At 67.0% G+C, this 22,870-nt stretch carries 21 protein-coding genes, 3 tRNA genes and 1 pseudogene; 18 read left to right on the top strand and 7 right to left on the bottom strand.

Translation table 11 applies throughout. The features are described 5' to 3' along the window. Positions 1-16: 16 nt before the first annotated feature. Complete coding sequence (locus K883_RS10340; RefSeq protein WP_036454378.1) at positions 17-508, top strand: hypothetical protein; 492 nt, start codon at positions 17-19, stop codon at positions 506-508. A gap of 363 nt (positions 509-871) precedes the next feature. Here K883_RS10340 and K883_RS10335 read toward each other — a convergent pair whose 3' ends face one another. From K883_RS10335 to K883_RS10325, 3 genes are all read right to left on the bottom strand, one after another. Continuing rightward, the gene (locus K883_RS10335) at positions 872-2,059 is read right to left on the bottom strand and encodes an IS481 family transposase (protein ID WP_036429757.1); all 1,188 of its coding nucleotides are present in this window, start codon (positions 2,057-2,059) and stop codon (positions 872-874) included. Positions 2,060-2,172: 113 nt separating this feature from the next. After that, a tRNA-Arg gene (locus K883_RS10330) sits at positions 2,173-2,245 on the bottom strand. A gap of 42 nt (positions 2,246-2,287) precedes the next feature. Next, positions 2,288-2,376 (bottom strand) — tRNA-Ser (locus K883_RS10325). An 84-nt stretch (positions 2,377-2,460) separates the two neighbouring features. Between K883_RS10325 and hisC the strand changes: the two genes are divergently transcribed. The 5 genes and pseudogenes from hisC to K883_RS10300 all read left to right on the top strand — a co-directional run. After that, positions 2,461-3,528, top strand: coding sequence for a histidinol-phosphate transaminase (gene hisC / locus K883_RS10320; RefSeq protein WP_036454376.1), 1,068 nt, complete (start codon positions 2,461-2,463; stop codon positions 3,526-3,528). A 9-nt stretch (positions 3,529-3,537) separates the two neighbouring features. Further along, complete coding sequence (locus tag K883_RS10315; protein WP_036454374.1) at positions 3,538-4,011, top strand: DUF4334 domain-containing protein; 474 nt, start codon at positions 3,538-3,540, stop codon at positions 4,009-4,011. A gap of 113 nt (positions 4,012-4,124) precedes the next feature. After that, complete coding sequence (locus tag K883_RS10310) at positions 4,125-4,865, top strand: helix-turn-helix domain-containing protein (RefSeq protein ID WP_255358929.1); 741 nt, start codon at positions 4,125-4,127, stop codon at positions 4,863-4,865. 77 nt (positions 4,866-4,942) lie between these two features. Further along, a complete protein-coding gene (locus K883_RS10305; RefSeq protein WP_008258297.1) occupies positions 4,943-6,175 on the top strand; it encodes an IS256-like element ISMysp7 family transposase in 1,233 nt (410 codons plus the stop codon). Positions 6,176-6,243: 68 nt separating this feature from the next. Continuing rightward, positions 6,244-6,786 (top strand): annotated as a pseudogene (locus K883_RS10300) (IS30 family transposase); the annotation flags it as partial. Between the two features lie 81 nt (positions 6,787-6,867). Here the strand turns inward: K883_RS10300 and K883_RS10295 are convergent. After that, entirely contained in the window at positions 6,868-7,452 is a 585-nt protein-coding gene (locus K883_RS10295; protein WP_081914363.1) for a TIGR03086 family metal-binding protein, read from the bottom strand. A gap of 23 nt (positions 7,453-7,475) precedes the next feature. On the opposite strand from K883_RS10295, the gene K883_RS10290 reads away from it, so the two are divergent. Genes K883_RS10290 through K883_RS10275 form a run of 4 tightly spaced genes read left to right on the top strand, consistent with a single transcriptional unit; the run spans position 7,476 to position 10,927 of the window. After that, entirely contained in the window at positions 7,476-8,300 is an 825-nt protein-coding gene (locus K883_RS10290) for a crotonase/enoyl-CoA hydratase family protein (RefSeq protein WP_014381625.1), read from the top strand. 25 nt (positions 8,301-8,325) lie between these two features. After that, positions 8,326-9,564: a lipase LipE gene (gene lipE / locus K883_RS10285; protein WP_036454370.1), complete on the top strand. Its 1,239-nt coding sequence runs from the start codon at positions 8,326-8,328 to the stop codon at positions 9,562-9,564. A 28-nt stretch (positions 9,565-9,592) separates the two neighbouring features. Beyond that, positions 9,593-9,781, top strand: coding sequence for a hypothetical protein (locus tag K883_RS10280; protein ID WP_008263089.1), 189 nt, complete (start codon positions 9,593-9,595; stop codon positions 9,779-9,781). 39 nt (positions 9,782-9,820) lie between these two features. Beyond that, positions 9,821-10,927 (top strand): Rv2629 family ribosome hibernation factor, encoded by a 1,107-nt coding sequence (locus K883_RS10275; RefSeq protein ID WP_036454369.1) that lies wholly within the window; start codon positions 9,821-9,823, stop codon positions 10,925-10,927. 17 nt (positions 10,928-10,944) lie between these two features. On the opposite strand, the gene K883_RS10270 is transcribed toward K883_RS10275, so the two are convergent. Further along, positions 10,945-11,031: transfer RNA gene (locus K883_RS10270), tRNA-Ser, on the bottom strand. 37 nt (positions 11,032-11,068) lie between these two features. Here K883_RS10270 and K883_RS10265 point away from each other — a divergent pair. Continuing rightward, positions 11,069-12,046, top strand: coding sequence for an NAD(P)H-quinone oxidoreductase (locus K883_RS10265; RefSeq protein WP_036455394.1), 978 nt, complete (start codon positions 11,069-11,071; stop codon positions 12,044-12,046). On the opposite strand, the gene K883_RS10260 is transcribed toward K883_RS10265, so the two are convergent. Further along, on the bottom strand, positions 12,043-13,239 hold the full coding sequence (locus K883_RS10260) for a cysteine desulfurase-like protein (RefSeq protein ID WP_014378869.1): 1,197 nt from the start codon (positions 13,237-13,239) through the stop codon (positions 12,043-12,045). The genes K883_RS10265 and K883_RS10260 overlap by 4 nt on opposite strands. 129 nt (positions 13,240-13,368) lie before the next feature. On the opposite strand from K883_RS10260, the gene K883_RS10255 reads away from it, so the two are divergent. The 7 genes from K883_RS10255 (at position 13,369) to K883_RS10225 (ending at position 21,073) form a co-directional block, all read left to right on the top strand. After that, positions 13,369-15,342, top strand: coding sequence for a DUF6541 family protein (locus K883_RS10255; RefSeq protein ID WP_036454366.1), 1,974 nt, complete (start codon positions 13,369-13,371; stop codon positions 15,340-15,342). Between the two features lie 78 nt (positions 15,343-15,420). Beyond that, complete coding sequence (locus K883_RS10250) at positions 15,421-15,873, top strand: bacterial proteasome activator family protein (protein ID WP_225336822.1); 453 nt, start codon at positions 15,421-15,423, stop codon at positions 15,871-15,873. Positions 15,874-15,893: 20 nt separating this feature from the next. After that, the gene (locus K883_RS10245; protein WP_008263074.1) at positions 15,894-16,691 is read left to right on the top strand and encodes a galactan export ABC transporter ATP-binding subunit Wzt/RfbE; all 798 of its coding nucleotides are present in this window, start codon (positions 15,894-15,896) and stop codon (positions 16,689-16,691) included. Next, on the top strand, positions 16,688-17,605 hold the full coding sequence (locus tag K883_RS10240; RefSeq protein WP_036454362.1) for a galactofuranosyltransferase GlfT1: 918 nt from the start codon (positions 16,688-16,690) through the stop codon (positions 17,603-17,605). The genes K883_RS10245 and K883_RS10240 overlap by 4 nt, the downstream gene beginning before the upstream one ends. A 49-nt stretch (positions 17,606-17,654) precedes the next feature. Further along, complete coding sequence (locus K883_RS10235) at positions 17,655-18,485, top strand: galactan export ABC transporter permease subunit Wzm/RfbD (RefSeq protein WP_036454360.1); 831 nt, start codon at positions 17,655-17,657, stop codon at positions 18,483-18,485. A gap of 41 nt (positions 18,486-18,526) precedes the next feature. Continuing rightward, positions 18,527-19,618: an HNH endonuclease signature motif containing protein gene (locus tag K883_RS10230; RefSeq protein WP_036455393.1), complete on the top strand. Its 1,092-nt coding sequence runs from the start codon at positions 18,527-18,529 to the stop codon at positions 19,616-19,618. Positions 19,619-19,633: 15 nt separating this feature from the next. Beyond that, entirely contained in the window at positions 19,634-21,073 is a 1,440-nt protein-coding gene (locus K883_RS10225; RefSeq protein WP_051701151.1) for a recombinase family protein, read from the top strand. A gap of 193 nt (positions 21,074-21,266) precedes the next feature. Here K883_RS10225 and K883_RS10220 read toward each other — a convergent pair whose 3' ends face one another. Further along, a complete protein-coding gene (locus K883_RS10220; protein WP_036455391.1) occupies positions 21,267-22,856 on the bottom strand; it encodes a replication initiator in 1,590 nt (529 codons plus the stop codon). Positions 22,857-22,870 lie beyond the last annotated feature (14 nt).

Below are 22,870 nucleotides of genomic sequence, written 5' to 3'. Positions count from 1 at the left end.
TACTAGCATTCGTCTCGTGCCGCCCTATCCCGAGGAACCGGATTACTACTCCGAGCCCACCGCGGCCGCGCGGTACGGCGGCGGCTATTACGACGCCGCGCCGGAGCCACCCGAGCCCCCGACGCCCTGGTACCGCCGCCCGGCGGCGCTGGTCGCAGCAGGAGCCATCGGCGCGCTCCTGCTCGGCGCGGTCGTCTTCGCGGCGGTCAAGCTCGCGAGCAATTCGCCGGCGCCCAGCCCGGCAACCACGACGACGCCGGCGCCGTCCACCACCGCGCCGGTGACCACCACGACGACGGAGCCACCCCGGCACCACGGCGGCGGCGGTGGTGGCCCGACCGAGACGGTCACCGAGACCGTCCCGCCACCGAGCACCGACATTCCCACGACGACCGTCTCGCCCAGCACGGTCACCGTGACGCCGAGCACCGAGACCAGCACCGTCACCCAAACGGTGACCGAGCCGCCCCGTCGGGGGCCGTTCGGCGGACCGTTCGGCGGACGCTAGCGGTCGGCGCCGGCGGCGCGGGTGTGCCCGGGTTCCATCAAACCCGAGGGCACAACATAATTCGGCCGCTTACAACAAGGTGCAAGTGGTGACACCTGCTGCGCTTGTACTGCAACCGCATGCAGACGTCAGCAGGGCGCTGGAGGCGATGACCAGGGCGGCGAGGATTTTGGTGACACGGGACATGACTCAACTCCGATGTTCGCACGGAACTGAACTGAGGCCCGAGGCCGATGATATTACGCGCAGACCGCGCTGCCTGTGACACGTTTGACGCACGAAAATGGCTGAGCGCGCCTGTTCAGAGTCGGTTGATCGGTGACATTTCTATGTCGGTTGATCGGTGACACTCTGTGTTGTGGTTTAGGCCGGTGCGCTGGTGCGCAGGGCCCGTTTGTTTCGTACCTCGCCGCGGCTGGTGCGCGCGGCGGTTTTGACCAGATCATCGCCGACCCAAAACCGCAGCAGGTCCCCATCGACGTGGACATCGCAGCGCGCGCCGGCATAGTGGCGCCCGATACAGACCTGCTGCCAGGACACGCACACGATGCCGTTGGAGCACACCCGTCGACTTACCCAATCATCGCCACTGCGGTCGACGTGTCGGGCACACGAGTTCGAGGGCGGTGATGCCGGCGCACCGGCGTGAAACCGTTGAGCCGGTGTGGTCATCTTCAGGGCTTGGTGCGGCCGGGTGGTGTTGTAGTCCTCGACCCACTCATCGAGCGCCTGCTGAGCGACCTTGAGGTTGGTGAAAGGCTCACGGCCGCTGAGGAACTCAGCACGCAGACTGCGGTGAAACCGCTCGATTTTGCCCGTCGTGGTCGGACTTCGCGGCTGGGTCAACACGTGCTCGATGCCGTGCTCGCGGCAGATCGCATCAAAGAGCACCTCGACCGGTGGATGAAAGAACCGCCCGGTGAACACCTTGCCGTTATCGGTCAAGATCTGCTCAGGCACGCCGTAAGCCGCCAGCGCCGCCCGTAATCCGTCGCAGACCGCACGGGTGCGCTCACGAGCCATCAACTTGGCGCACACACACATCCGGGAATGATCATCAATACCGGTCAAGGCTTTGGCGCTGGTGCCGTCAGCCAACGCGAACCCGCCGACGATGTCCATCTGCCACAGCTCCATCGGCGCCCCACGCTCCCAGCGCTTCCATTTGCGCGACCGTCGATCTCGCATCGCGGGGTCGATCAGACCGGCCCGCACCAGCGCTCGATACACCGCCGACTCCGACGGCACCGGATGGACACCTCGTTTGGCCAACTCGAACACCAACCGCCGCGGCCCCCAATACGGTCGCGAGCGGCGCAGCTCGAGCATCTCGGCCTCCACCTGCCCGGGCATCTGATGCGGACACGACACCGGCCGATGCGACCGATCCACCAGTCCTTCCAAGCCCGCGGCTTCATAACGGGCCAGCCATCGGTGCAGCGTCTGACGCGCCACCCCGGTCTTCTCTGCGGCCTGTGACACCGACAACCCGTCGCCGATCACCGCCATCACGGCCTGATACCGCTGCTCAGCCACACTTAACTCCCTCATCTAGGGAGTGTCACCGATCAACCGAAACAACTGTCATGCATCAGCCGAAACACTGACACGCATCAACCGAAGGCAAAATGTCACGCATCACCCGACGTCATACAATGGCTGAGCGCGCCCGAAGGGATTCGAACCCCTAACCTTCTGATCCGTAGTCAGATGCTCTATCCGTTGAGCTACGGGCGCCTGTTCTTCAGTTGTCGTTCCGTGTTCCGTTCAAGGACCCAGCGGAGGCGAGAGGATTTGAACCTCCGGTCCCCTTTGAGGGGGACAACTCATTAGCAGTGAGCCCCATTCGGCCGCTCTGGCACGCCTCCCTTTGGACTTTCTGAGGGTACCGACCCCTTTCCGGTCTCGCGGAACCGGCCATACTGTACACAGTTGAGACATAAACTGTCGAAGTGACCGCCCGTCTGCGCTCCGAACTGGCCGGACTGCCAGTGTATGTGCCCGGCAAGAACGTGCCGGGCTCGATCAAGCTGGCCAGCAACGAGACCGTTTACGGCCCGCTACCCAGCGTGCACGCGGCGATCGAGCGGGCCATCGCCGTCGTCAACCGCTACCCGGACAACGCCAGCGTGGACCTCAAGGCGGCGCTGGCCATGCACCTGGGTTCCGACGTCGCCCCCGAGCACATCGCGGTCGGCAGCGGTTCGGTCACCTTGTGCCAGCAGCTCGTTCAGATCACCGCCGCGGCCGGCGACGAGGTGATGATCGGCTGGCGCAGCTTCGAGTGCTACCTGCCCATCATTCAGGTGTCCGGCGCGACGACCGTGCGGGTGCCGCTCACCGATCACACGCATGACCTCGACGCGATGCTCGCGGCGATCACCGACCGCACCCGGCTGATCTTCGTCTGCAACCCAAACAACCCGACGTCCACGGTCGTCGACCCGGACGCGCTGGCCCGATTCGTGGACGCCGTTCCGTCGCACATCCTCGTCGCCCTCGACGAGGCCTACGTCGAGTACGTCCGCGACGGCATGCTGCCCAACAGCCTCGAGCTGGCCCTCACCCGCAGCAATGTCGTTGTGCTGCGGACCTTTTCGAAGGCGTACGGGTTGGCGGGCTTGCGGGTCGGCTATGCGGTCGCCCACCCCGACCTGATCACCGCCCTGGACAAGGTCGTCATGCCGTTTGCGGTGACGAACGTCGCGCAGGCGGCCGCCATCGCGTCGCTAGACGCGTCGGCCGAGTTGATGGCCCGCACCGACGCACTGGTCGGCGAGCGCACCCGCGTGAGTGACGCCCTGCGCGAGGCCGGGTTCGAGCTGCCGCCGTCGCAGTCGAACTTCGTCTGGCTACCACTGGGGTCGCGCACCATGGACTTCACCGAGCAGGCCGCCGAAGCGCACCTGGTGGTGCGGCCGTTCGCGGACGAAGGCGTTCGTGTCACCATTGGTGCTCCGGACGAAAATGACGCTCTGCTGCGTTTCGCCCGCGATTGGATAGCCCGCACCGAATCCTGAGGAGACGCCGTGGACCTCGCCCGAAAGAAGTTCACCGAGTTCAAAGAGCGCAGCGGCGACATCGCGGATTCCGAGCTCGACGAATTCTGGGCCGGGCTTTCGCCCGCAACCCTCGACGGGATGCTCGGCGAGTGGAAGGGCGGCGAGTTCCAGACCGGCCACAAGATGAACGGCCAACTGGAAAAAGCCGGGTGGTACGGCAAGACCTTCAAATCCGTCAGCGACGTGCAGCCGCTCGTCTGCCTGGACGCCGACGGCAACAAGTTCTCGAACGTGGAAATGGGCAAGGGCGAGGCCAGCCTGTGGCTGGAGGACTTCCGCGGGGAGGTCACCGCCACCATGGTCTACGACGGCCAGCCGGTGCACGATCACTTCAAGAAGATCGACGACAACGCCGTGATGGGGATCATGAACGGCAAGGGCGTTCGGGACTTCCAGGGCGGGGTGGGCAAGTACTACTACTTCTACCTCGAGCGCGTCTAGCTTCCGAGCCGAGCCGTCGAGTGTGAACTGACGGCTTTGATCGTGCGTCCAGGGTGACGACACGCCGCTTGGGCTCAAGGGGTGATTGCAACACTTCGTAGTTAGGGGTGTTGATGTCGGGTGAGCCGCAGCTGTTGTCGGTGCAACGTCGGTTTTGGGAGTTGATCGCAGCGGGGGTGTCTTCGGAGGATGCCGGGGTTGCGGTCGGCGTGTCGGCGACGTGCGGTAGCAAGTGGTTTCGCAGGTTTGGTGGTGTGAATCCACGATGGGTTGCCCCTCAGGGGCAGAAGCGGCCGCGGTTGTCGATTGATGAGCGTGAACAGATCATGATCGGTACCGCGCAGGGTGAGTCGATCCGCTCGATGGCGGCCCGGTTGGGTCGGGCCCCCTCGACGGTGATGCGCGAGATCGCCCACAACGGCGTGATGCGCGGGCATGTTGGCCGTTATCGTGCCCGGTATCGCTTCGGGGCTCGCCGGGCCGGCTGGGACGCAAAATCGGGGTATTCGGCGCGGATTGCTCAGCTGCGCAGTGAGCAGCGCGCGCGGCGTCCCAAGACCGGCAAGCTGGGGCGTTGCCCGGCGCTGCGCACCGAGGTGCAAGCGTGGTTGGTCAAGAAGTTCAGCCCCGAACAGATTGCTGGGGAGTTGGCCAGGACTTACCCTGATCGCCCGGAGATGCAGGTGTCCCACGAAACCATCTATAAAGCGCTCTATGTGCAAGGACGCGGGGAATTACGCCGCGAGTTGACCAAGTGTCTGCGGACCGGGCGTGCCCTGCGCAAGCCTCGCCACCGGTCCCGTGCGGGCAGCGGCCGGGCGTGTCTTATTGACTGTGTAAGGGGTTCGGCCTGAATGGTGGTGGCTGACCACCGGACAGGAGAGTTCCATTGCCGCAATCTGATTCGTCAAGAGATGATGCTGCCGCCCAGTTGGCCGAGTTGTTGCCGCCGGCGGCAGTCGATGCCTTGTTGGCCGACGCTGAAGCGTCTGGCACCCCGATTGATGGCCCCGAGGGGTTGCTCGCGCAGATGACCAAGGCGGTGCTCGAACGCGCTTTGGACGTCGAAATCGCCGATCACCTGGGCTATGAGCACGGCGATCCGGCAGGGCATGGCTCGGGCAATTCCCGTAACGGCCATGGCCGCAAAACCGTGTTGACCACGGCCGGGCCGGTCGAGCTGGAAGTGCCCCGTGACCGCAACGCCACGTTTAGCCCGGCGATCGTGCCCAAGCGCAAACGCCGCCTGGGCCAGGTTGAGGACATGATCTTGTCGCTGTATGCCCGGGGCATGTCGACGCGCGATATCACCGAGCACCTCGGCGAGGTCTATGGCGCCCGCGTGTCGGCGGCCACGATTTCGCGGGTCACCGACGTGGTCACCGAGGAGATCGCCGCCTGGCAATCCCGGCCGGTCGATCCGGTGTATCCGATCTTGTATATCGACGCGATCCGCATCAAGATCCGCGACGGCGGCGTGGTGGCCAACAAGGCCGCCCACGTGGTCATCGGCGTCGATGTCGAGGGAATCAAGCAGGTCCTGGGCATCTGGATCCAGCAGAGCGAGGGCGCCAAATTCTGGCACGGGGTGCTCACCGAACTGCGCAATCGCGGGTGCCGCGATGCGCTGTTCGTGTGTTGCGACGGGTTGGCCGGCCTGCCCGAATCGATCGCGGCGGTCTGGCCGGCCGCGGTGATCCAGACCTGCGTGGTGCATCTGCTGCGCTCCTCGATGCGTTATGCCTCCTACGCCGACCGCCGCAAGATGGCCACCGCGCTGCGTCCGATCTACACCGCACCCACCGAAGAGGCCGCCAAACTGGCCCTCGAGGAGTTCCGCGCCCAGTGGCGCACCAAATCCCCCGGAGCCATCGCTGTCTGGGATCGGGCCTGGGCTGAGTTCGTGCCTTTCCTGGCATTCCCGGTCGAGATCCGCAAGATCATCTACACCACCAACGCCATCGAATCGCTGAACTACCAGCTGCGCAAAGTCACCAAGGCCCGCGGCTCGTTCCCCTCAGACGCCGCAGCAATGAAGCTGCTGTATTTGGCCATCCGCAACATCAACCAGAAACGAGGATCAACACACGGACCAGGCACCTACCGCTGGACCGAAGCACTGAACACCTTCGCCATCCAATTCCCCGACCGACTCCCACTATGACCCAAAGATAAACGGCTGCAACACCTTACACAGTTATCTTGACAAGCCCCAGCGGCCGCATTCCGGGCATGGTCAACATCAGTGAGCGCCCCGTCGAGGCTGCTGACCGTGCGGTGCCAGGGCACTGGGAAGGCGATCTGATCATCGGCAAAAACCAGCGCTCCCAGATCGGCACGTTGGTCGAGCGTTCCACGGGATTCGTGCAACTTTTGCATCTGCCCACTCGACGAGATCCTGAGACTGTGGCCGAGGTGATGGTCACGACCATCCAGGCCTTGCCCGAGACGTTGCGCAAGACGCTGACCTGGGACCAAGGCAGCGAGATGGCTGCTCATGCCCGTATCAGCGTCGATGCCGGCATCGACATCTACTTCTGCGATCCACATTCACCCTGGCAGCGCGGCAGCAACGAGAACACCAACGGCCTATTGCGCCAATACTTCCCGAAAGGCACCGACCTATCCGTGCACTCCGCGGACTACCTGGCAGAAGTCGCCGCCGAACTCAACGAACGACCCCGAAAACGATTCGACTGGGACAACCCCACCAACCGCCTCAACCAACTACTACAGTCACCGCCAACAGAAACCACTGTTGCAACCAAACCTTGAAACCGCCCCGCGCGGACCCGCCGTGGCTTCACCGCCAAAGCCCAGGCTTCACCCTCGACGGTCCGAGAGCCGAAGGGCGGACTATCGCGCCGGGTTGCGGCCGGTGAACGCGACCAGCTGCTCGAGGGCGCCGGCGTCGGCGGGTACGTCGACCGGCTCGTCGAACCCGGCTTGACCGCGTAGCTCCGGCCTGATGATCTGGCGGGCCAGGCCCAGCACGTATTCGGACAGCGGCTCGGGGGCGTCGACCTCGCGCTTCGTCGCGGCCGCGTAATCCCAGGCGTGCACCAGGAATTCGATCGACAGGACTCCGCATGCCGCCCGGGCGGGCATCTCGCCCTTGCCGAACGGCACCGTCCCGCCCAGGCCGCGGCGGTGCCAGGCGTCCAGCGCCGGCCGCGCCGCGGCCACCACCTGGCGCTCCACCGAATCGCCTTCGGCGGGTTCGGGAACGTCGGCGCCCACCATGCCCCCGAGGGCTTTGATCGAATTCAGCAGGTGCCCGGTCAGCTGCGCGACGTCGAAATCCGCGCATGGCGTCGGCCGCGACAGGTCGTCGGCGGCGATGGTGTGCAGGACCCGCTGCAGCACCCCCAGGGTGTCCTCGGCGCTGTGCAGCTCGTCGGTCGGCGGTGAATGCGGGCCGGGTCGCAAGTCAGGAGCCATATTCGCCACGCTACGGTCTCGATATGGCGCAAGCATACGAATCCGTCACCGTGGAGAAGAAAGACCACGTCGCGCAGGTGACGCTGATCGGGCCCGGCAAGGGCAATGCGATGGGGCCCGCCTTCTGGTCCGAGCTGCCCGAGCTGTTTCCGGAGCTGGACGCCGACCCCGAGGTGCGGGCCATCGTGCTCACCGGTTCGGGCCGCAACTTCAGCTACGGCCTGGACCTGGCCGCGATGGGCGGGACGCTGTCCGGGGTGCTGGGTGAGGGCGCCTCGGCGCGGCCGCGGGCCGAATTTCACCGAACGGTGCTGCGCATGCAGGGCGCGATCAACGCGGTCGCCGACTGCCGCACCCCCACCATCGCCGCGGTGCACGGCTGGTGCATTGGCGGCGGCGTCGACCTGATCTCGGCGGTGGACATCCGCTACGCCAGCGCAGACGCCAAGTTCTCGGTGCGCGAGGTCAAACTCGCCATCGTGGCCGACGTCGGCAGCCTGGCCCGCCTCCCGCTGATCCTCAACGACGGGCACCTGCGTGAGCTGGCGCTCACCGGCAAGGACATCGACGCGGCCCGCGCCGAGAAGATCGGGCTGGTCAACGACGTGTACGCCGACGCCGAGGCCACGCTGGCCGCGGCCCACGCCACCGCCGCGGAGATCGCCGCCAATCCCCCGCTGACCGTCCACGGCGTCAAGGACGTCCTCGACCAGCAGCGCATCGCGGCGGTCTCGGAGAGCCTGCGATACGTGGCGGCCTGGAACGCTGCCTTCCTGCCGTCCAAGGACCTGACCGAGGGCATCACGGCGACCTTCGAGAAGCGCCCACCGCAGTTCACCGGGGAGTAGTCCGGCGGCACGTACCCTCGCTGAGGTGACCACCCCTGACGGCAAGATCCGCGTCCCGGCCGACCTCGACGCGGTGACGACGATCGGCGCGGAAGACCATTCCGAAATCGACAGCGCCGCCGTCGACCGGATCTGGGAGGCGGCGCGGCATTGGTACCGGGCCGGGTTCCATCCGGCGATCCAGTTGTGCATCCGCCGGCACGGCCGCGTCGTGCTGAACCGGGCGATCGGCCACGGCTGGGGCAACGCCCCGAGCGATCCGCCGGACGCCGAGCGGATCCCCGTCACGCCCGATACCCCGTTTTGCGTGTACTCGGCGGCCAAGGGGATGGCGGCGACCGTGGTGCACATGCTCGCCGAGCGCGGCGTCTTCTCACTCGACGACCGGGTCTGCGACTACATCCCCACCTTCACCAGCCACGGCAAGCACCGGATCACCATCCGGCACGTGATGACGCACAGCGCTGGGCTGCCGTTCCCGACCGGCCCGCGGCCGGACGTCACGCGCGCCGACGACCACGAGTACGCGCAGCGCAAGCTCGGCGAATTGCGGCCCCTGTACCGTCCCGGGCTGTTCCACATGTACCACGCGCTGACCTGGGGTCCGCTGGTGCGCGAGATCGTGTATGCGGCCACCGGCAAGGAAATTCGCGAAATCCTGGGCACCGAGATCCTCGACCCGCTCGGCTTCCGCTGGACCAACTTCGGCGTCGCCGAGAAGGACGTGGCGCTGGTGGCGCCGAGCCACGCCACCGGGCGGACGCTACCGCCGGTGGTCGCCCAGATCTTCCGCAAGGCGATCGGCGGAACCGTGCACGAGATCATTCCGTACACGAACTCCAAGTTGTTCTTGACCACCATCATCCCGTCGTCCAACACGGTGTCGAACGCACAGGAGATGTCGCGGTTCGCCGAGATCTGGCGTCGCGGAGGCGAACTCGACGGTGTGCGGGTCATCAGACCGGAGACCATGCATGGCGCGATAGCCGAATGCCGAAGGCTGCGACCGGATTTCGCGGTCGGGCTGCAACCGGCTCGTTGGGGCACCGGCTACATCCTCGGCACCAACCGGTGGGGACCCTTCGGGCGCAACGCGCCGCACGCCTTCGGCAACCTCGGCCTGGTCAACATCGCGATTTGGGCCGACCCCGCGCGCGGGCTGGCGGCCGGCGTGGTGAGCAGCGGCAAACCCGGGCGGGATCCCGAAGCCCGCCGGTACACGGCCCTGATGGACACGATCGCCGCCGAAATCCCCACCGGTTAACGGCCACGGCAGTGGGAACCCTGCCGGCATGGCTACCTATCGAGTGCTCAATCCGAAAGGCGACGTCGTCGCGACGAAAGACATCGACAGCGCCGACGACGCACACGCATGGTTCGTCGACAACAAGGCCGACAACAGCGAGCTCGGCTGGCGCATGGAAGTCGAGCACGACGGCGACTGGCATTTCTTCGACGACAGCGAGGGCGATCGAAGCTGACGGTGTTTGTGCTCCGGCTCGCGGGGCAACCAACAAGGCATGGACTCGCAACGCTTCCGCAAGCTGCTGGACGCACCGGGGCCGTTCGTTTCGGTGTATTTCGACGACTCGCACGACACCCATGACGCCGAGGCTCAACTCGAGCTCAAGTGGCGGGCGATCAAAGAAGACCTCGAACGCGCACGCGCCGACGCCGCGGTGATCGCCGCGATCGAGGACGCGGCCATGAACCTGCGCCCCCCGATCGGCCGGAGTGGACGGGCGGTGATCGCCGGCGCCGACGGTGTGGTGATCAACGAGCACCTGGCCCGCGGCCCCGCCGCGAGCGTGGTCCGGGTGTCCGAATTGCCTTACCTGGTACCGATTCTGGAGCAGAGCTTCGATCACCCGGACTACGTCCTGGTGGTCGTCGACCACAGCGGCGCCGACATCACGACCCACCTCGGCGGGACGCTGCGCACCGAGACGGTCGACGGCGGCGGCTACCCCGTGCACAAGGCCGCGGGAGCCGAGACCGCCGGATACGGCGACCCCCAGCTGCGCACCGACGAGGCCGCCCGCAAGAACGTGCGCGCGGTCGCCGATCGCGTCGCCGAACTCGCCGACGACAAGGCGATCGAGGTGATCTTCGTGGTCGGTGAGGTGCGGTCGCGCTCCGACCTGCTGGCCGCGCTGCCGGAACGACTGCACGATCGCGCGGTGGCCCTCGAGGTCGGGGCGCGGCACAGCGGCCATGACTTCGGCGAGATCGAGCAGGCCATCGAGGACGAATTCGTCAAGCGCCAGCTGCGCACGATTGACGATGCGGCACAACGGTTTACCGCCGAAATCGGGCGGCAGTCCGGGCTGGCGGCCGAGGGGCTCGGTCCGGTGTGCTCGGCGCTGCGCCAGGGCGCGGTGGAGACACTGATCATCGGCGACATCGGCGACGCCACCGTGGTGGCCGACGAGGGCCTGACGACCGTCGCCCCCAACGAAAACGTGCTGTCCGAGCAGGGCGCCGCTCCCGCCAAGACGCTGCGGGCCGACGAAGCGCTGCCGGTATCGGCGATTTCGGTCGGCGCGGCCCTGGTGCACACCGACGAGCGGATCTCCCCGGCCGACGGGATCGGTGCGGTGCTGCGCTACGCGCCGACGTTGCACTGAGAGCCTCGACTCACCAGCGGTGGCGGAGGGATTTGAACCCCCGGACGGTTTTAGCCGTCTCTCGCTTTCAAGGCGAGTGCATTAGGCCGCTCTGCCACGCCACCACGGACAAGGGTAACGGGGGCCGGTAGCGTGGCCGCCATGCGAGCCATCGTCGCCGAATCCTCCGATCAACTGTCCTGGCAAGAAGTGGCCGACGTGTCCGCTCGGCCCGGCGAGGTCGTCATCAAGGTGGCCGCCGCCGGTGTGAACCGCGCCGACGTGCTGCAGGCCGCCGGTAAGTACCCACCCCCGCCCGGGGCGAGCGAGATCATCGGCATGGAGGTGTCCGGCGTCATCGCCGAAGTCGGCGACGGTGTCACGGAATGGTCTGTGGGGCAACAGGTTTGCGCGCTGCTGGCGGGCGGGGGGTACGCCGAGTACGTCGCCGTTCCCGCCGGCCAGGTGCTGACGATTCCGTCCGGTGTGGATCTCGTCGATGCGGCCGGGCTGCCGGAGGTGGCCTGCACGGTGTGGTCGAACGTGGTGCTCATCGCGGGCCTGAGCCGGGGCCAGCTGCTGCTCGCGCACGGCGGGGCCAGCGGCATCGGCAGCCACGCGATCCAGATCGCGCGGGCGCTCGGGGCCCGGGTGGCGGTCACCGCCGGCTCGACGGAAAAGCTCGAATTCTGCCGCGACCTGGGCGCCGACATCACCGTCAACTACCGCGACGAAGACTTCGTCGCGCGGCTGCGCGACGAGACCAACGGCGCCGGGGCCAACGTGATCCTCGACATCATGGGCGCGGCCTACCTGGATCGCAACATCGACGCCCTGGCCAGCGACGGGCAGCTCGTCATCATCGGCATGCAGGGCGGCGTCAAGGGCGAGCTCAACATCGGCAAACTGCTCGCCAAGCGGGCGCGGGTCATCGGCACCACGCTGCGGGGGCGTCCGGCCACCGGGCCGAACAGCAAAAGCGACATCGTCCAGGCGGTGACGGCCTCGGTGTGGCCGATGATCGCCGACGGCCGCGTGCGGCCGATCATCGGCGCCCGGTTGCCCATTCAGCAGGCCGGCGACGCGCACCAGCGACTGGTGGACGGCAAGGTGACCGGGAAGATCGTCCTGACGGTCTAGCCCAGGGAAGCCAGCGCGCGCACCAACTGGTCGACCTCGGCCGTCGTCGAATAGTGCGCCAGCCCGACGGTGACCGCGCCGCCGATGTCGTTGACGCCCAGCACGTCGAGCGCGCGGGAGCTTTCGTTGGTGACGGCCAGAATCCCGTTGTCCGCCAACCGCTGCACCACCCGTTCGGCGGGCACGCCGTTCAAAACGAAGCTGACCACCGGGATCCGCACCTCCGGGCGGCCGATGACCATCACCAACGGCAACGAGCGCAACGACACCATCAGGTAGTCATAGATCCGATTCAGGTACGAGGTGGCGGACTGCATCGACACCGCCAGGCGTTCGCGCCGGGTGCCGCGGGCGGATTCGTCGAGCGACGCCAGGTACTCGATGCTGGCGACCACCCCGGCCAGCAGCCCGAACTGGTGCGCACCGATCTCCAGACGCGCGGCGCCGGTCGCCTTGGGGTCGGCCGAGATGGAATGGAACGAGTTGAGTAGCACCGGATCGCGGAACACGATCGCGCCGATCGGCGGGCCGCCCCACGCGGCGGCGTTCACCGCCACCACGTCGGCGTCGGTTTCCCTCATGTCGAGCAGCCGGTAGGGCGCCGCGGCGGAATGGTCGACCACCACCAGGCCGCCGACGTCGTGCACCAGCTTGGTCATCGCCCGCAGGTCGGTGACCGTGCCCATCGTCGCGGACGCCGAGGCGACGGCGACCAGCCGAGTCGACTTCCCGATCAGGCCCTCCCACTGCCACGTCGGCAGCTCGCCCGTCTCTATGTCGATCTCGGCCCACTTGACCTTGGCCCCGTACCGGTGCGCCGCCCGCAGCCAGGGGGCGATGTTGGCTTCCTCGTCCAGGCGGCTGACGATGACCTCGTAGCCCAGGCCGGCGCGTGACGACGACGCCTCGGCCAGCGCGGACAGCAGGATCGCGCGATCGGCGCCCAGCACGACGCCGGCGGGTTCGACGTTGAACAGATCGGCAACGGCCGCCCGGGCCGCCTCCAAGATGGCGGCGCTGCGCTGCGCCGAGGGGTGCGCCCCCACGGTGGTGGGCGCAGACCTGCGGAAAGCCGTCGACACCGTCGTCGCGACGGAGTCGGGAATCAGCATCCCGGCGGGAGCGTCGAAGTGCACCCACCCGTCACCCAGCGACGGATGGAGTCCGCGCACCCGGGCGACATCGTATGCCATGTGGGCCACCTTAAAGCTTTCGCGTTTTTGCGAAACTGCGACGGTAGCGGGTGCCTTGAAAGGGTCCAAGCCGTTCCGGCCAGTCGGTGGCCTCCCGAGCCAGGGCACCCGGCCAGCCATACTAGTCGAGTGGGGCTCTGGTTCGGAACGCTCATTGCATTGTTTTTGCTGATAGCGCCCGGGGCGATCATCGCACGTATCAGTCAGTTGTCTTGGCCGATCGCCGTTGCGGTGGGCCCGGCGCTGACCTACGGCGTGGTTGCGCTCGCCATTATTCCGTTTGGTGCCATCGGAATACCGTGGAACGGCTGGACCGCGCTGGCCGCGCTGGTCGTCATGTGCCTGGTGATGATCGGTTTCCAGCTGCTGCTCGGCCGCTACCGCGACCGCGACGCCGAGACCCGCAGGGTCGGCCGCTGGCCGGCGATCATGGTGGCGGCCGGGGTGGCGCTGGGGGCATTGCTCATCATGTGGGCCGCCTACCGCGGCCTGGACGGTCATTGGCAGACCATCCCGAGCACCTGGGATGCGGTGTGGCACGCCAACGAGGTGCGGTTCATCCTCGACACCGGCCAGGCGTCGTCCACCCACATGGGCGAGCTGCGCAACGTCGAGACGCACCACACGCTGTACTACCCGTCGGTGTTCCACGCGCTGACCGCGGTGTTCTGCCAGCTGACCGGGGCGGCGCCGACCACGGGTTACACGTTGAGCTCGGTCGCCGCATCGGTGTGGCTGTTTCCGACCGGCGCGGCGATGCTGACCTGGCGGGTGCTGCGCCCGACCTGGGGCGAATGGCGCAGCGCGGGGGCCGCGGCGACCGCAGCCACGCTGGCCGCGTCGTTCACGGCGGTCCCCTACGTCGAGTTCGCCGTCGCCGCGATGCCCAACCTGGCCGCCTACGGCGCCGCGGTGCCGGCGTTCGTGCTGATCACCTCCACGTTGCGGCACCGCGACCGCATCCCCGCGGCCGTGCTGGCGCTGGTGGGTGTCATGTCGGTGCACATCACCGGCGGTGTGATCGTGCTGCTGTTGCTGCTGGCCTGGTGGCTCCTCGATGCGCTGTGGCGTCCCGTGCGCGGCAGGCTGGCCGATGTGGCGGCCCTGGCGTGCGTCGCGGTGGTGTCGGGGCTGATCCTGTTGCCGCAGTTCATCAGCGTGCAGGAGCAGGAAGACATCATCGCCGGGCACTCGTTCCTCACCTACCTCAGCAAGAAGCGGGGGCTGTTCGACGCCGTCTTCCAGCACTCCCGCCATCTCAACGACTTCCCGGTCCAATACGGGCTGATCGCGCTGGCCGCCATCGGCGGCGTCATCCTGCTGGTCAAGCGGATCTGGTGGCCGCTGGCCCTGTGGCTGCTGCTGATCGTGGTGAACGTCGACGCAGGAAATCCGATCGGCGGCCCGATCGGCGCGGTGGCCGGGATGTTCGGCGAGTTCTTCTACAAGGATCCGCGCCGGATCGCGGCCGCCACCACCCTGCTGCTGGAGCCGATGGCCGGCATCGCGCTGTTCGCGATCGTGATGGGCGTCGTGGCCGGGGCCCGACGGGTGTCGGACCGGTTCAAACCGCTGCCCGCCCCGGTCTGGGTGTCGGTCACCGCGGTGCTGCTGGTGGCGACCACGGTGCTCAGCGCGCGCCACTACCTCTATCGGCATTTGTGGTTGTTCGGCGACAAATACGACTCGGTGATGATCGACCAACGCGATCTGATGGCCATGGCTTATCTGGCCACGCTCCCCGGGGCCCGCGAGACCCTGATCGGCAACGCCAACACCGACGGCACCGCGTGGATGTACGCCGTCGCCGATCTGCACCCGCTCTGGACGCACTACGACTACCCGCAACAGATGGGGCCCGGTCCCAACCGCTACATCTTCTGGACCTCGGCGCGGCAGGGCGATTCCGATCCGAGGGTCCTCGAAGCGATTAAGGCGCTCAATATCCGGTACATCTACACGAGTGCGCCGACTGTCCGGGGGTTCGCCGTACCCGACGGACTAGTGTCATTGGATAAGTCGAAGTCGTGGGCGTTGATCTACGACAATGGCGGCGCCCGAATTTATGAATGGCGACCAAGCGGCACGACGCCACACCCATAGTCCACGAAGGATGGTGAAGTTTTGAGTACCCGCAACGATGACGACGACGTCGAAATCATCGGCGGCGTCGACCCGCGGATGATGGCGATCGCCGACGATGACTCCGACGAGCGCTCCCTGACCGATCTGGTCGAGCAGCCGGCAAAGGTGATGCGAATCGGGACCATGATCAAGCAACTGCTCGAGGAAGTGCGCGCCGCGCCGCTGGATGACGCCAGCCGCAACCGGCTGCGCGAGATCCACGCCACCAGCATCCGGGAACTGGAAGAGGGCCTGGCGCCGGAACTGCGTGAGGAACTCGACCGCCTCACCCTGCCCTTCAACGAGGACGCCGCGCCGTCGGACGCCGAATTGCGCATCGCCCAAGCGCAGTTGGTGGGCTGGCTGGAGGGGTTGTTCCACGGCATCCAGACCGCGCTGTTCGCCCAGCAGATGGCCGCCCGAGCCCAGCTGGAAAAGATGCGCCAGGGCGCGCTTCCCCCGGGCGTCGGCAAGGCGGGCGGCGCGCCCGGGCACGGCCAGTACCTGTAAGCGACCTCGAGTAGTTCACGGTGTCGGGTCCTCACATCAAGACGCACAACGCGTGGGTCGAATTTCCCATCTTCGACGCCAAGTCGCGTTCGTTGAAGAAGGCCTTCTTGGGCAAGGCGGGCGGCACGATCGGACGCAACAACTCCAACGTGGTCGTCGTCGAAGCGTTGCGGGACATCACCATGTCCCTCGAGCTGGGCGACCGGGTCGGCCTGGTCGGCCACAATGGGGCGGGGAAATCGACACTGCTGCGCCTACTTTCGGGCATCTACGAGCCCACCCGGGGCTGGGCGCAGGTCACCGGGCGGGTGGCGCCGATCTTCGACCTCGGCGTCGGGATGGACCCCGAGATCTCCGGCTACGAGAACATCATCATCCGCGGCCTGTTCCTCGGGCAGACCCGAAAGCAGATGCAGTCCAAGGTCGACGAGATCGCCGAGTTCACCGAGCTGGGTGACTACCTGTCGATGCCGCTGCGCACCTACTCCACCGGCATGCGGGTCCGGCTGGCGATGGGCGTGGTCACCAGCATCGATCCCGAGATCCTGTTGCTCGACGAGGGGCTGGGCGCGGTGGACGCCGACTTCATGAAGAAGGCGCAGTCGCGGTTGCAGGGGCTGGTGGAGCGGTCCGGAATCTTGGTGTTCGCCAGCCACTCCAACGAATTTCTGGCCCGGCTATGCAAGACGGCGATGTGGATCGACCACGGTGTGATCCGCATGACCGGCGGCATCGAGGACGTCGTGCGGGCGTACGAGGGGGAGGATGCGGCCCGGCACGTGCGCGAGGTGCTGGCCGAGACGGCCGGACAGCCATGAGCGACACCGTCGTCGCCGTCGTCGTCACCCACCGGCGCCCCGACGAGCTGGCCAAGTCCCTCGATGTGCTGAGCACGCAAACGCGGCTGCCCGACCACCTCATCGTTGTGGACAACGATTTCTCCGGTGACGGCCGTGTCCGCGAACTGGTTGCGGGACAACCCATTCCGACCACCTATCTGGGATCGCGACGCAACCTCGGCGGAGCCGGCGGTTTCGCGCTGGGCATGCTGCACGCGTTGGCCCTGGGCGCCGATTGGGTGTGGCTGGCCGACGACGACGGGCGCCCGCAGGATTCGCATGTCCTTGCCACCCTGCTGGCGTGCGCGGACAAGCACGGCCTGGCCGAGGTGTCACCGATGGTCTGCAACATGGACGATGCCGAGCGGTTGGCGTTTCCGTTGCGCCGCGGCCTGGTATGGCGCAGGCGCGCAAGCGAATTGCGCACCGAAACCGGGCAGGACCTGTTGCGCGGGATCGCCTCGTTGTTCAACGGCGCGCTGTTCCGGGCCGCCACGCTGGAATCGGTCGGCGTCCCGGATCTGCGGCTGTTCATCCGGGGCGACGAGGTCGAAATGCACCGGCGGCTGGTGCGTTCCGGCCTGCCGTTCGGAACCTGCCTGGACGCGGTCTACCTGCATCCGTGCGGATCCGACGAGTTCCGCCCAATTCTCGGCGGCCGGATGCACACCCAATATCCCGACAATGCCACCAAGCGGTTCTTCACCTACCGCAACCGCGGCTACCTGCAGTCACAGCCGGGGCTGCGCAAGTTGGTGGTGCAGGAATGGGTCCGGTTCGGCTGGTTCTTTCTGGTGACCCGTCGCGACCCCCGTGGCCTGGCCGAGTGGATCCGGTTGCGGCGCTTGGGGCGTCGTGAACAGTTCGGGAAGCCGGGAGGAGGGCGCCCATGACGCGCCCCGACGACGATGCAGAGCAAAGCGATGAGGAGGAGTGGCGCCCGTGACGTTCCTTGACGCGGCGGCGCAGTCGCGGACATTCACCCGGGCACGCCGCGACCTGGTCGACGGCTTCCGTCGTCACGAGCTCTGGCTGCACCTGGGCTGGCAGGACATCAAGCAGCGTTACCGGCGCTCGGTGCTGGGGCCGTTCTGGATCACCATCGCGACGGGCACCACCGCCGTGGCCATGGGTGGCCTGTACTCCAAGCTGTTTCACCTCGAGCTGTCCGTGCATCTGCCGTACGTGACGCTGGGCCTGATCATCTGGAACCTGATCAACGCCGCCATCCTGGAGGGCGCCGACGTGTTCGTCGCCAACGAGGGGTTGATCAAGCAGTTGCCCACCCCGCTGAGCGTGCATGTCTACCGGCTGGTGTGGCGGCAGGTCATCCTGTTCGCGCACAACATCGTCATCTACGCGGTGATCGCGGTGATCTATCCCAAGCCGTGGTCGTGGGCCGACCTCGCGGTGCTCCCGGCACTGGCGCTGATCGTGCTCAATTGCATTTGGGTGTCACTGTGTTTCGGCATCCTCGCGACCCGCTACCGCGACATCGGTCCGCTGCTGTTCTCCGTCGTGCAGTTGCTGTTCTTCATGACGCCGATCATCTGGAACGACGACACCTTGCGCCAGCAGGGCGCCGGGCGGTGGTCCCGCATCGTCGAACTCAACCCGCTGCTGCACTACCTCGACATCGTTCGCGCGCCGCTACTCGGGGCGCACCAGGAGCTGCGGCACTGGGCCGTGGTGCTGGTGTTGACGGCCGTCGGTTGGGTGTTCGCGGCCTTCGCGATGCGCCAGTATCGCGCCCGGGTGCCCTACTGGGTTTAGCGTTTCCTGGCTTGTCACAGGGCGGGGTTATTATCGAACGTATGTTCGAAGCAATGCCGTGTGACCTGGCGTTTCAGGGCGTCGACGACGCCGGTGTGCTGGATCGCGTCACCGCGGCGGCCCGGGCGCAGAACGCGCACTGCGCGCGCGAGTTGGCGGCGATCGGCGAGCTGTATGCGCGTCGGGCGCCGGACGACGACGCCGACCGTTTCAATTGGGCGGTCGACGGACACGAGAACGTGGTCGCCGAGGTGGCGGCCGCGCTGGGCATCAGTCGGGGCCGCGCGTCCGGGCGCTTGCACTATGCGATCGCGTTGCGTGAGCGGCTGCCCCGGGTCGCTGAGGTCTTCGCCCAGGGCCGCATCGATTTCCGGCTGATGGCGGCGGTGGTGTACCGCACCGAGCTGATCGAGGACCCCGAGTTGATCGCCCGGTTGGACGCCGCGGTCGCCCGGCACGCCCCGAAATGGATGCGGCTGTCGGGGCCGAAAATGGCCGAGCGCATTGACATGTGGGTGGCCCGCATCGATCCCGCGGGGGTGCGTGTGCCGGGGATGCGCAGTCAAGATCGCCGTGTCGAGATCGGGCCGATCAGCCCCGGGCTGGCGGAAATCTCGGCGAGGGTGCATCCCACCGATGCGGCCGCGGTGGACCGCGCGCTCGACGCGTTGGCCGATTCGGTGTGCCGGAACGATTCCCGCACCAAGGCCCAGCGTCGCGCCGATGCGATGGGCGCGATGGCCGCCGGGCTGACCGTCTTGCGCTGCGACTGTGGCAGCCCGGATTGCCCTGCGCCGCAGCGGCCCCCGGGAACCAATGTCATGGTCCATGTGCTGGCCGAGCCGGCCGCGGTCGCCGGCGAGGCGTGCGCGCCGGCGCTGCTGCCGGGGTTCGGTCCGTTGCCGACGGGCTCGCTGCGAGACTTGGCCGGAGTAGCGAAGACCAAGCCGCTCTCGGTGCCGCCGGATCGCGCGGAGACGGGGTACCGGCCGTCGACCGCGCTGGCCGAATTCGTCCGCTTCCGCGACCTGACATGCCGATTCCCCGGCTGCGACGCGCCGGCCGACGTCTGCGACATCGACCACACGGTGCCGTTTCCGCTCGGCCCCACGCATCCGTCCAAGCTTAGATGATGTTAAACTACCCTCATGTCATGTCGGAAAGCCACTGGTCAGCGAGGCGGGGTTCAGTCGGCGGCGATCTACGCGCGTATCTCCGCGGACGTGGAGGGCACCGGGCTGGGCGTCGCGCGCCAGTTGGAGGACTGTCGCAAGTTGGCCGCCGATCGCGGCTGGCCGGTCGGTGATGAGTATGTCGATAATGATGTGTCGGCCTTCTCCGGCAAACCGCGCCGCGAGTATGCACGGATGTTGGCCGATCTGAAATCGGGCGCTCGGGATGCGGTGATCGTCTACAACTTGGACCGGTTGCATCGCCGCCCGGTCGAGCTGGAAGAGTTCGTTGCGTTGTGTGAGTCGGTGGGTGTGCGCGATGTGGCTACCGTGACCGCCGATATTGATCTGGGCAATGATGACGGGTTGTTCATGGCCCGGATTTTCGCCGCGTTCGCCGCGAAGGAGTCCGGCCGCAAATCGGCTCGTATCCGCCGCAAGATGTTGCAGAACGCCGAACAAGGGCGGCCGCACGGCTCGGTGCGCCCGTTCGGCTACGAACCCGACAAGATCACCGTGCGTAGCGATGAGGCTGCCGTCGTGCGTGAGATGGTGGACCGGTATCTGGCGGGCGCCTCGATCCGGTCATTGACGATGTGGCTCAACGAATCCGGGATCGCGCCGGCGGCATCGAAGACGTGGCGGACCTCGGCGGTGCGCCAAATCCTGTGCTCGGGCCGCATCGCCGGGCTGCGCGAGCATCACGGCCAGGTGATCGGTGAGGCGGCGTGGCCGGCGATCATCGCCCCGGCGCAGCGGGACCAGGTGCTGGCCCGCATGGCGGCCCGCGCGCTCACGAAGACCCGCGCACCGCGCACCTACCTGCTGTCGGGGTTGCTGCGCTGCGGGCGCTGCGGCAACCGCTTGTATTCCCAAGCCCGCCATGTCAATCCCGAGAATCGGGTGCGTCGCTATGTGTGCCTGAGTGGCCCGGATCAGGGCGGCTGCGGACGGCTGACGGTGGTGGCCCAACCTGTCGAGGAACTGTTGACGGATGCGGTGCTGACCCGGCTGGACTCGCCGGCACTGGCCGATGCGCTGGCAGGCAAGGTCAGCGTGGATGCCGATGTGGCGGCGTTGTCGGCTCAGCTTGACGCCGACACCACCCGCTTGGATGAGCTGGCGGGCCTGTATGCGGACGGTGCCGTGACCGCGCGGGAGTGGATCGCCGCGCGTGACCCGATCACCGCCCGCATCGCCGAAACGCGCCGAGCGATAGCAGCTGCCACCGATACCGCTGATGTGCAGGAGTTGGCCGGCACCGGGCGTCTGCTACGCGAGCAGTGGGACAGCTTGGACATCGACCGCCAACAAGCAGTCATCAAATCCGTGCTCGATCACGCCGTCATAGCTCCGGGGACACCTGGTTCGCGCAGCCTTGACATCGGGCGGGTACGACCGGTGTGGCGGGTGTGAACCGCTGGCCGCGCCTTCGAGTTCGCTCCAAGCAGGGTTGCGATCCGGTCGATCACGATCGGGTCGGTGATGGTGACCGGCAGGCCCTGGCGTTGACACGATGCGGTCAGCCATGCGGTGAATTCGGGGCGCTCATGCAGCGGCACCGCGCCACCATCCTGGTCGCCGACGGTTTGCCGGGGCGTCTTGGCCATTACCCGGCCCCTGGCCGTGCTGGCGCGATACGGCTGGCGTCAGGCCGGGATTCGGTGACAGCGATGATCCGGGCGCCGATGTGGCGCAGGGCTGCTGAGATGACCAGGACGCGGTCCCCGGCGCTGGCGTGTCCGGCGTGATCGAATTCCCACAGCACCTCATCGGTGTCGATCGGTTCGTGCCGGCCAACGGCGGCCCCGGTCACGTGTTGGACCGGATGGGCCAATTGCGTATCAGCATGTTGCACAGGGTGTTTAGTCATCTGGTGGCGGGTCCAGGTGGCGCGGGCGGCGCGCAGGGCGCCCATGGTGGTCGAGTAGCGTCGCGATTTGGTGGTGATGTGGCCGCGGTAGCCCAGGGTGTGCAGCCAGCGCCCGATCCCCACCAACGCGCTGCCGCCGTGTTCGGCGAGCTCGGCGATGGTGGCCAAGATGGCGCGCACATGCTCGCTGACATCCAGGTCGCGGATCGCTTCGGCGGTGAGGCGACGGGCGGTGATGCCGAAGTCGTGCAACGATTTGGTGACGTATTTGGCCAGGTACGCCGCGACCCTACGTGGCGAGAGCCGCGAGACCGAAGTGCGCGCAGTGTCGTCTATTGTGGAATTGTCTGCGGCTGTTGGGGTTTCGGGGGTCAGTGGTTGGGTGTCGATCTGGGTGCCGAACCGCAGCGTCCGCACTGCCTGTTGGTCGGAGCCGCCGGCGCCGGTGGTTACGTCGATGCTGACGTGGCGTGCGGCCCGCTGGATTAGGGCGGCCAGCTCTGCGGCGGTGAGCGGCGACGACCAGTCGGTGTGCTGGTCGGCTACCGGACGGGTCTCCCCACCACCCCGAGGGGCGGCGGGGCCGTGAGGATCGTGGTCACCTGATGTCGTGGTGTGGTCCGATGGTGGGTCGAGGCGGATCAGGGCGTGGATGTGCGGGATGGCGCGGGCTTGCAGTTCGGTGACTTTGACGAAACTGACCCGAACCGAACCGGGCTTGACGCCAACGCTTTTCAGGTGTGTTGTCACGACGCGTCGTAGTGCGATGGTGAACCGTCGCCACAGCTCGGGCAGACACCAGGTAAACAGAACATGCCCCAGATAGTCGTAGCACTGCCGGCACAGCGGCTGGCCCACCGCCGGGTCATCAATGGCGTGGGTTATGGTGCAGCGCAGTGGGTTTCCGTGCCCGCAGTGGCCTACCGACCCAATCGCATTGGGGTGGCAGGCTGTTCCGGTGGCGTTGTGCACGGCCCCGTAACTGGGGGCGGTCAAGGTGGCGAACACTTGCGGACGGTTGGCGACCTCAACCGGGATGTTGTGGTGGCCCCCGGCGGCTCCGGCGTGTACGAGTTGCCAAGTGTCGCGGGCGTAGAGGTCTGAGCACGACGGACACACCGCAGTGCGGCGGTTGTTGCAGCGTGTCCACACAGTGTGCCGACGCCCGGCGGTGTCGGTGCCCGACAGTTGGATCGGGTGGGCGCAAAAGCCGACCGATTCGACCCGATGCCACCACAACCCGAAACCCGCCGAGGAGGCACGGCGCAACATCTGAGCGATCACCGGCCCGGGATCAACGGTGGTCGGCAGCCCCGGCAACACCATCGCCCGGCCGTCCA

Origin of the sequence: Mycobacterium sp. TKK-01-0059, from assembly GCF_000709305.1 — a bacterium.
Classification (GTDB): Bacteria; Actinomycetota; Actinomycetes; order Mycobacteriales; family Mycobacteriaceae; genus Mycobacterium; species Mycobacterium intracellulare.
This window is presented reverse-complemented; position numbering and strand designations above follow the sequence as displayed.

What these genes read in the sequence shown, in the direction of transcription:
- K883_RS10335 (WP_036429757.1), bottom strand. Translation starts at nt 2,059, where the DNA reads ATGAGGGAGTTAAGTGTGGCTGAGCAGCGGTATCAGGCCGTGATGGCG.
- K883_RS10310 (WP_255358929.1), top strand. Translation starts at nt 4,125, where the DNA reads ATGTCGGGTGAGCCGCAGCTGTTGTCGGTGCAACGTCGGTTTTGGGAG.
- K883_RS10295 (WP_081914363.1), bottom strand. Translation starts at nt 7,452, where the DNA reads ATGGCTCCTGACTTGCGACCCGGCCCGCATTCACCGCCGACCGACGAG.
- K883_RS10290 (WP_014381625.1), top strand. Translation starts at nt 7,476, where the DNA reads ATGGCGCAAGCATACGAATCCGTCACCGTGGAGAAGAAAGACCACGTC.
- K883_RS10280 (WP_008263089.1), top strand. Translation starts at nt 9,593, where the DNA reads ATGGCTACCTATCGAGTGCTCAATCCGAAAGGCGACGTCGTCGCGACG.
- K883_RS10275 (WP_036454369.1), top strand. Translation starts at nt 9,821, where the DNA reads ATGGACTCGCAACGCTTCCGCAAGCTGCTGGACGCACCGGGGCCGTTC.
- K883_RS10265 (WP_036455394.1), top strand. Translation starts at nt 11,069, where the DNA reads ATGCGAGCCATCGTCGCCGAATCCTCCGATCAACTGTCCTGGCAAGAA.
- K883_RS10260 (WP_014378869.1), bottom strand. Translation starts at nt 13,239, where the DNA reads ATGGCATACGATGTCGCCCGGGTGCGCGGACTCCATCCGTCGCTGGGT.
- K883_RS10250 (WP_225336822.1), top strand. Translation starts at nt 15,421, where the DNA reads ATGATGGCGATCGCCGACGATGACTCCGACGAGCGCTCCCTGACCGAT.
- K883_RS10240 (WP_036454362.1), top strand. Translation starts at nt 16,688, where the DNA reads ATGAGCGACACCGTCGTCGCCGTCGTCGTCACCCACCGGCGCCCCGAC.
- K883_RS10230 (WP_036455393.1), top strand. Translation starts at nt 18,527, where the DNA reads ATGTTCGAAGCAATGCCGTGTGACCTGGCGTTTCAGGGCGTCGACGAC.
- K883_RS10225 (WP_051701151.1), top strand. Translation starts at nt 19,634, where the DNA reads ATGTCATGTCGGAAAGCCACTGGTCAGCGAGGCGGGGTTCAGTCGGCG.
- K883_RS10220 (WP_036455391.1), bottom strand. Translation starts at nt 22,856, where the DNA reads ATGGTGTTGCCGGGGCTGCCGACCACCGTTGATCCCGGGCCGGTGATC.